Origin of the sequence: Ectopseudomonas composti (assembly GCF_001567565.1) — a bacterium.
Taxonomy (GTDB): Bacteria; Pseudomonadota; Gammaproteobacteria; order Pseudomonadales; family Pseudomonadaceae; genus Aquipseudomonas; species Aquipseudomonas composti_A.
Genome location: NZ_LSSW01000018.1, coordinates 1 through 6,965, shown reverse-complemented (window position 1 = coordinate 6,965; position 6,965 = coordinate 1). Strand labels below are relative to the sequence as shown.

The window sequence follows — 6,965 nt, the reverse complement described above, 5'->3', positions numbered from 1 at the left end:
GTGACCCCGGTGCTAGGTAGCGCCAGTGACAGTGAAAGGCCCTGCGCGACTACCTGAGTGGTGCCGAAGACGCTGGTCAGCACCGGCGTCGCCACCACAGCCCCACCCACCCCGAACAGCCCACCCATGGCCCCGGACACACCGCCCAGCACACCGAGCCAGCCCCAGGGATGGCGAAGCTCGCCACTAGCCGGCACCTGAGCCATCAGCATGCGCACCAGGTTGTAGGTGGCCAGTGCCAGCAGGAACCCGACGAAGGCCCAGCGCATGGTGCGTGAGTCCATCTCCACCGCATACAGAGACGCCAGCCAGGCAAAGAAGAAACTGGTGACGCCGAGCACCAGGGCATGCCGCAGATCGATGCGATTTCGCTGGTGGTAACGCCAGATCGCCAACATCACGTTCGGCACCACCATCACCAACGCAGTCCCCTGGGCCAGTTGCTGATCGAGCCCGAAAACGATGCCCAGAACCGGAATGGCGATCAGGCCGCCGCCGATACCGAACAAGCCGCCCAGAGTTCCCAAACCAAGGCCCAGCAACAGATTCAGCAACAGGTCGAACAGATTCATGACACCTCCAGACAGTGGGCGCATGTTAATCAGTCGTGGCTAGCGCGGAAACGCACAGCAACGCACAATGGCTTTGCTTATTTTGCACAAGCAGATTGCCATGAACCCTGATGCCCTGACCGACCAACTGGAACTCTTTCTCGACGTACTGGAGACCGGCAGCTTCTCCGCGGCCGCCAGGCGCCATCCGCTCACGCCTTCGGCAGTCGCGCGGCGCATCGACGCCCTTGAGCGCGCCATGGGCAGCAGCCTGTTCAGTCGCACGACCCACGCGGTACGCGTCACTCCGGCCGGCCTGGCGTTCGCCGAACGCGCCAGGCGTATCCTCGCCGAGTTGCACCTGGCACGCGCCGAAGCGGTGTCGCTGAGCAGCGCACCGGAAGGCCTGATCCGAATCGACGCGCCCTCACCCTTCGGTCGTCGCCATCTGGCTCCGGCGATTGCCGAGTTCCTTCGCGCCAACCCCGGCCTGGACGTGCAACTGCGCCTGATCGACAGCTTCATCGACCTGCAGGGCGAGCACCTGGGCGAGGTGGACATCGTCGTGCGTATCGGTCCGCTACCGGATAGCCGCCTGGTCGCAACGCCCCTGGCATCCATGACTCGCATCGTCTGCGCCAGCCCGGACTACCTGCGCCGCCGTGGCATCCCGCGCAGCCCACTGGAGCTGGAACAACACGACGGCCTCGATTGGGACAGCCTGGCACCGCCCTACGCCTGGCGTTTCGAGGTCGACGGCAAGCTGCAGCTATGCAAGCCAAAGCGCCTGCGGCAGACCAGCAACAATGCCGAAACCCTGCTGTTCAGCGCCCTCGCCGGCCTTGGCGTGGCCCACCTGCCCACCTGGATGAGCAGCGAACATCTGCAGCGCGGCGAGCTGATCCCGCTGTTCTGCGAACAAGGCCTGCCGCCTGTCGAGCCGGTAAGCATCTACGCCCTGCGCCTGGAGCGCGAAGCCAGCCCACGCACGCGCTTGCTGCTGAGTTTCCTCAAGCAGCGCTTCGGCTTTCCCCCCCCCTGGGACCTGGCGCTACAGGCCGGCCTGGCCATCGCGCAGCAATGACCCTGTTGACGGCGGGGCGGCATTTGGTTTGAGCCGCGAAGGCCTTCTGACAAAAAGCGAGCACAAAAAACCCGGCGCCTAGGCCGGGTTTTTCGTCAAGTTCAAGCTCAGGCTGGCGCCTGGGTGCGGCCCTTGTAGGAACCGTCACGGGTATCGATCTCGATCCAGTCGTCGATGTCGACGAACTCGGCAACCTTGATCTCGGTACCGTTGCGCAGCTTGGCAGGCTTCATGACCTTGCCGGAAGTGTCGCCGCGAGCAGCGTTCTCGGTGTAGACAACCTGACGCACGATGGTGGTCGGCAGGTCGACGGAGATCACTTTGCCTTCGAAGAACACGGCTTCGCAGACGTCGCTCATGCCTTCTTCGATGAACGGCAGAACGCTTTCCAGATCTTCGGAACGCAGCTCGTAGGAGTTGTACTCCGGATCCATGAACACGTAGTCCTCACCGCTGATGTAGGACAGGTTCACTTCCTTGCGCTCGAGAATCACCGGCTCCATCTTGTCGTCGGCTTTGTAGACGGTCTCGGTCTTGGAACCGTTGAGCAGGTTCTTCAGCTTCATCTTGACGATGGCGCTGTTACGACCGGACTTGGTGAACTCGGCCTTCTGGATCAGCCACGGCTGGCCGTCGATCAGGGCCACGCTGTTGACTCTCATTTCTTGTGCAGTTTTCATGCGGATATCCGAAATATGCGGGAGGTACAGAAATCTAGGCCGCGTATGATAGCCAATTTCGGTAAAACTGTTCCAGCGCCGTGGCAAGATCCGACCGAGCGGCCTGATCGTCACACCATTGCTCGGCGTGCCGCTGCAGCGCCGGCCAGGTTTCCAACAAGGCAGGCCAGGCCATTTCCATCCCTTCGCCGGCATTCCAGGCCCGCCATAATGCGGCTTGGGCCGCAGCTGTTTCAGGCGTCAGAGCGGCGCTATAGATCGCCATAAATGCCTCGAGCTTATCCCAATGCGCCCCCTCCTCCTGCGGGTATATATGCCAGAGCAGTGGCCGACCAGCCCACTGCGCACGGATGAAGGAGTCCTCACCGCGTACCGCATTGAAGTCACAGCACCACAGCAGACGGTCATAATCGTCCTGGGCCACGAACGGCAGCACATGAATCGACAGGCTGCCGCGCTGCCGCTGATCTCCCGGTCCCAGTTGCGCGTCACCCAACCAGGCCAGCAGATCGACCAGAACCTTACCCTGCGGCACCAGCAGCTGAGTCGCTTGCGGCGCGACTGCAAGCGCATCCAGCCAGCCCGCCAGGCCTGCATTCTCGTAGGCGAACAGTGAAATCAGCCTCGCGCCTGCTTCGCGCTCCACACCGAGAGCCAGCAGGAAAGCCTGCTGAGCCGACGCGTCAGCCTGAAAGGCACGTCGCCGCGCCAGCAGATCGGCCTCGCGCAGCAAACCGCCCGTGCCCTCCACGAACCCCGGAAAGAAGAAGAACTTCTGCAAGCCTCCTGGCTGCGGCGATGGCAGGCCGTGGCAGCCTGCGACCCAATCCTCGGCGCTGAGATACTCGAGGTTCAGCCACAAACGCCGGCTGCCACTGGCGGCCATCGCCTCTATATAAGACGGCGGCAACTGGCAGGCGAAGGCCTCGATCACCACGTCGGCTGGCTCGACCAGGGGGAAAGGTTCACACCACTGACGCACCTCGACGCCAGAGCAATGCTGGCTCTCGACACTGGCACTTGCGTCAGGACACAAGCGCACGAATGCACCCAGGTCATCGACCCAGAGGCGCAGCGCATGCCCCCGCTCGGCCGCAAGTTGCCGGGCCAGCCGCCAGGTCACGCCGATATCACCGTAGTTGTCCACCACGCTGCAGAAGATGTCCCACCTGGCCACACTGCACCCCTTCAGAAGATGATCGCCATTCTAACCGGCGAGCAAGAAAAAGCCCGCCAGAAGCGGGCCAAGGGGAGCGCTGGAGCGAGCGCGGGGTAAAACAGTGAAGTCAGGCCAGCAGCGAATCGCCCTCACGGCGTATCGCACTGCTGAGCAGCCAGACCGCCTGGCACGCCAACGCGGCCTCACGAGACGCGAAGGGACCGGCTTTCGGCTGACCGTCTACCATGACCAGCCAGCACGCCATATGGCCATCGGACCGGAGCTCAGCCGGTACGGCGCTACCAACCAGGGAAACCACATCGACACGGGACATCATGACCTCCAATCCAGCTCAATCTCTGTTGGACTGAACATTAGGCCGATGCCTCGTCAGACAGAAATCAGTGCGCTTGATAGTGACCATGGATATTGCCAATGGCTGCTTCAGATAACTGCGAAGTGGAATGCAAGCAGTGGAAGAACGCTCATGAAGGCGCTCAGGCTTGAGAAAAATCAGAAGAGGGAAAGAAGCAAAAAGCCCCGAAAGCTTTCAGCTTTCAGGGCTTTAAGTATTGCGAAAGTGGCGGTGAAGAAGAGATTCGAACCCGTTTCGACAGCGTGTCAATCCGTGCCAAACCCGCTCAATACGGGGCTTACCGCCCTGCCCGCTTGCTCAATTCGTCGCTATTCGGCTCTATGATTTCGACACTTTTTCGACACTCAACCTGCACGCAGCTCGTTGATCAACTCCGGGTGCCGGCCCAGGATCTTGAACAGCTGCACCAGCGGTTGCGGTGCTTCTGTGCTGCCTCGCTCGTAGCGAGAAAACGCATTCGGCCCACCACCGAACAGCTCTGCGGCTTCACGCTGGCTCAGTCGCAATTGCTTACGCACACTGCGAATCAGCTCCTGATTGCCATCCTGGGCGTTCACCTGCTGGCGAAACTCGTTCATGGCACGCATAACGCGTTCACTCTCGGCCGGGCCAGTCAGGGACTCGCCACAGGCATCGCACCAGTCAGCCGTTACTGCCGTAATTTGGGTGGTCTGCCCTTTGTAGGTGAAGGGCATATCGCGGGTGTCGTGAACCAGTTCCGCCCCGCCGCATACTGGACATTTCATGGTCACTTCTCCTTAAAGGAAACGATCAGCAGATCGGCCACCAGCGTGAACTTCAGATAGACCTGCCCGAACTCGGTTTCGGGTCGGTAAACGTCCTGCCAGGTAGTATGATCCGCATAGGTTGTCATGCTCTTGAAAAAGTCGCGGCTGCTCAGGGCACTGATGACGGCCAGCATGTCGGCCATCTCCATACCCAGCTCAGCGCCCCCTTCCAGGGCTACGCGGGTGAAGCGATAACGCTGGTCGGCTACGGCCTGCTTCACCAGCTCAAGCTTGAAATGGGGTTTGCGCTTTTCCATGCCGCACAAAATAACCTTTTAGGTTAATTTCTTCAAGGTAGCAGCCATGAAAGACGACAGCCGTGAACGATTGCGTAATGACCTGCTTGCCGGGGCGGCCTCCAAGCCCGCGAAGCCTGCTGACAGCCAATACTTTGCTCACCTCCGCAGTCGCATTGAAACGTACCAACTGCAGCCTAAGACTGTTTCCGAACGGTGAAGCACTCCTCGCGTTTCCTCCAAGTGCCATCAAAGCCTAGATTTTCTAGCATCATCTTGACATCATTGCGTGCATCTCTCACGAGACTTAGCTAAATAACGCCTAACTTGCATCAATAGAAAAACTGGAGATTTAATTGAAAATCAAGGGAATTGTTTCCGCACTGTCTCTCTTTGCAGTAGTCGCAGGCTGCTCTAGCGAGCCATCCCAGCATTATGTTTATCATCAAAATATTCTGGGGCCGTGGGACTGCAACTACAGCTTTAAAGAAGACGACTTTGCAGCAAGCATCAGTTCGACTGACACTTATATTCGCAACGGCGCGTCCAATTCATTCGGCATCATGAAAATTCGCTACACAAGCGATACGCCTGAAGTCGAATACTCTTTAGCAGGTACTGCCACTTGGAAAATTCAAGGTAAGTACTTAATTCAGACCATGACAGATATAAAGATCGTCAATATCTCTCACCCGGAAGTTGACGAAATTTTCAATTTGCAGGAAATATTCCCGACAAATGTCAGTGAATCGTCTGAGATTCTTAAACTCACAGCTACTGAACTTGTACTAGACAGCGAGTCTGGCACAGGTCTCTACACTTGCTCTAAAGCAAGTAAGCCGAAAGCCTAACCATCCACTTACAGACAAAGCCCCTCCTCTATACAGGGGCTTTACTGATCACCCCATCGGATTAAAGCTGCTTGCCGCAGAGCAATAGCGCGTCTTCATGCGATCACTGTTTGTTTTGCGGTCACTGTCATAGCGGGCACGCCAGGTTCTGCACTCTTCATGAAAGTGCTGTTTGGCAGCCTTGCGGCATTCGCGGTAGTCGATTGATCCGCGCCGGTGATTGGCGCAGACGCTGGTGCCGTCGATGTAGTTGTTGACCGATAGCCATTCCGCCAGGTAGTTCGTGCCGCCATTCCAGCTCTTGATCCACTTGGATGTGTGCTCGCGGTTTACCTGCCTGGTTTGGCGCTGCTGCGTCTGCTGGGGTGCCTGCGCTATTTGGTGGGTTGCGGGCGGTGTGTAGGTGCTGGCCGGCTGCTTGGGCGTGTAGTTCTTGTCGCTGAATGCATTCCTCGAACTGGCAATCGCTCTTTCCATGTCTTTATCCGTCCATTGGATCGATGCATGCGGCTGAGGCTGATTAACCGGCTCGTATGCAACCTGTTGCGCGGGTGGATCGATGGGAATGGATGGCAGCCTTATAGGCTCTTCCGGCTCACTGTAGGGCTGTGGCGCCGGTTGCTGATTGAACAGGGGTTTACCGTCTACGTGGATCGCCTGCTTGAGCTGGTCAATATTGATCACGATTGGCTTGGCAAACATCGCGATCACGCCCCAGGTAATCGCGGACCCCACGCCCAGGATGGCCACCATTCGCCATGGGCCGGGCTTTTTCTTGGTGCGTAGATAGTCAGGTGCGTCGTCCCAGTCGGATTTCATGTTGCCTCCCTGCTCTTGCCTCGTTTTATCTGAAGCGGGCTCTAGCGCCAAATAAGGCAAGCACTCCTAAAACAAAATTAAAATCTAAGTAGTTTACTCAAGACATCATTTGCGGTGCTATCGATGCTTCTTTCAGCAAATTCATATACTGCTTTTAGCGCGTCTTTTAGCTCAGGACGCTCTCTGGATGAGAGAGAGACCATTACACCTTTATTCTCTTTGCTTGCAACCTGAAACAGGTATTCAGCATCTTTATTCGTCTCCAGAATACTCTCTAGGTCCGCAACAATACGATATGATTTTTTGGTGTACCTATTTGCTGACTCAACTGCTTTCTGTATAGACGCCACTAAGCCATTTCCTTGATCCCACTGAAAAACAGAGGGACTAGCCTGGACCCAGTGAATTCCACCAGAGGAGG

11 protein-coding genes are annotated in these 6,965 nt (G+C 57.8%); 3 read left to right on the top strand and 8 right to left on the bottom strand.

The features are described 5' to 3' along the window. On the bottom strand, nucleotides 1–572 hold a 572-nt coding region (locus PCLY_RS05345; protein ID WP_061238255.1), incomplete at its 3' end, for a sulfite exporter TauE/SafE family protein. Between the two features lie 100 nt (nucleotides 573–672). Between PCLY_RS05345 and PCLY_RS05340 the strand changes: the two genes are divergently transcribed. After that, on the top strand, nucleotides 673–1,635 hold the full coding sequence (locus PCLY_RS05340) for a LysR family transcriptional regulator (RefSeq protein WP_061238257.1): 963 nt from the start codon (nucleotides 673–675) through the stop codon (nucleotides 1,633–1,635). A gap of 107 nt (nucleotides 1,636–1,742) precedes the next feature. Here the strand turns inward: PCLY_RS05340 and efp are convergent, their stop codons facing one another. The 5 genes from efp to PCLY_RS05315 form a co-directional block, all read right to left on the bottom strand. Further along, a complete protein-coding gene (efp, locus tag PCLY_RS05335) occupies nucleotides 1,743–2,315 on the bottom strand; it encodes an elongation factor P (RefSeq protein WP_003460252.1) in 573 nt (190 codons plus the stop codon). 34 nt (nucleotides 2,316–2,349) lie between these two features. Further along, a complete protein-coding gene (gene earP, locus PCLY_RS05330) occupies nucleotides 2,350–3,492 on the bottom strand; it encodes an elongation factor P maturation arginine rhamnosyltransferase EarP (protein WP_061238254.1) in 1,143 nt (380 codons plus the stop codon). A gap of 109 nt (nucleotides 3,493–3,601) precedes the next feature. Further along, the gene (locus PCLY_RS05325; RefSeq protein ID WP_061238256.1) at nucleotides 3,602–3,808 is read right to left on the bottom strand and encodes a hypothetical protein; all 207 of its coding nucleotides are present in this window, start codon (nucleotides 3,806–3,808) and stop codon (nucleotides 3,602–3,604) included. A 386-nt stretch (nucleotides 3,809–4,194) separates the two neighbouring features. After that, entirely contained in the window at nucleotides 4,195–4,596 is a 402-nt protein-coding gene (locus PCLY_RS05320) for a type II TA system antitoxin MqsA family protein (RefSeq protein ID WP_031306592.1), read from the bottom strand. A gap of 2 nt (nucleotides 4,597–4,598) precedes the next feature. After that, nucleotides 4,599–4,895: a type II toxin-antitoxin system MqsR family toxin gene (locus PCLY_RS05315; protein WP_061238253.1), complete on the bottom strand. Its 297-nt coding sequence runs from the start codon at nucleotides 4,893–4,895 to the stop codon at nucleotides 4,599–4,601. A gap of 46 nt (nucleotides 4,896–4,941) precedes the next feature. Here PCLY_RS05315 and PCLY_RS24790 point away from each other — a divergent pair, with 46 nt between their 5' ends. Further along, a complete protein-coding gene (locus PCLY_RS24790) occupies nucleotides 4,942–5,094 on the top strand; it encodes a hypothetical protein (RefSeq protein WP_156458561.1) in 153 nt (50 codons plus the stop codon). Between the two features lie 136 nt (nucleotides 5,095–5,230). Beyond that, complete coding sequence (locus PCLY_RS24785; RefSeq protein ID WP_156458560.1) at nucleotides 5,231–5,725, top strand: hypothetical protein; 495 nt, start codon at nucleotides 5,231–5,233, stop codon at nucleotides 5,723–5,725. 48 nt (nucleotides 5,726–5,773) lie between these two features. On the opposite strand, the gene PCLY_RS05310 is transcribed toward PCLY_RS24785, so the two are convergent. Both PCLY_RS05310 and PCLY_RS25150 read right to left on the bottom strand, forming a co-directional pair. After that, nucleotides 5,774–6,544, bottom strand: a complete 771-nt coding sequence (locus PCLY_RS05310; protein WP_061238252.1) for a hypothetical protein — start codon at nucleotides 6,542–6,544, stop codon at nucleotides 5,774–5,776. Nucleotides 6,545–6,621: 77 nt separating this feature from the next. After that, nucleotides 6,622–6,965: hypothetical protein (locus PCLY_RS25150; RefSeq protein ID WP_231740110.1), on the bottom strand; the 344-nt coding region annotated here is incomplete at its 5' end.

What these genes read in the sequence shown, in the direction of transcription:
- PCLY_RS05340 (WP_061238257.1), top strand. Translation starts at nt 673, where the DNA reads ATGAACCCTGATGCCCTGACCGACCAACTGGAACTCTTTCTCGACGTA.
- efp (WP_003460252.1), bottom strand. Translation starts at nt 2,315, where the DNA reads ATGAAAACTGCACAAGAAATGAGAGTCAACAGCGTGGCCCTGATCGAC.
- PCLY_RS05325 (WP_061238256.1), bottom strand. Translation starts at nt 3,808, where the DNA reads ATGTCCCGTGTCGATGTGGTTTCCCTGGTTGGTAGCGCCGTACCGGCT.
- PCLY_RS05320 (WP_031306592.1), bottom strand. Translation starts at nt 4,596, where the DNA reads ATGAAATGTCCAGTATGCGGCGGGGCGGAACTGGTTCACGACACCCGC.
- PCLY_RS05315 (WP_061238253.1), bottom strand. Translation starts at nt 4,895, where the DNA reads ATGGAAAAGCGCAAACCCCATTTCAAGCTTGAGCTGGTGAAGCAGGCC.
- PCLY_RS24790 (WP_156458561.1), top strand. Translation starts at nt 4,942, where the DNA reads ATGAAAGACGACAGCCGTGAACGATTGCGTAATGACCTGCTTGCCGGG.
- PCLY_RS05310 (WP_061238252.1), bottom strand. Translation starts at nt 6,544, where the DNA reads ATGAAATCCGACTGGGACGACGCACCTGACTATCTACGCACCAAGAAA.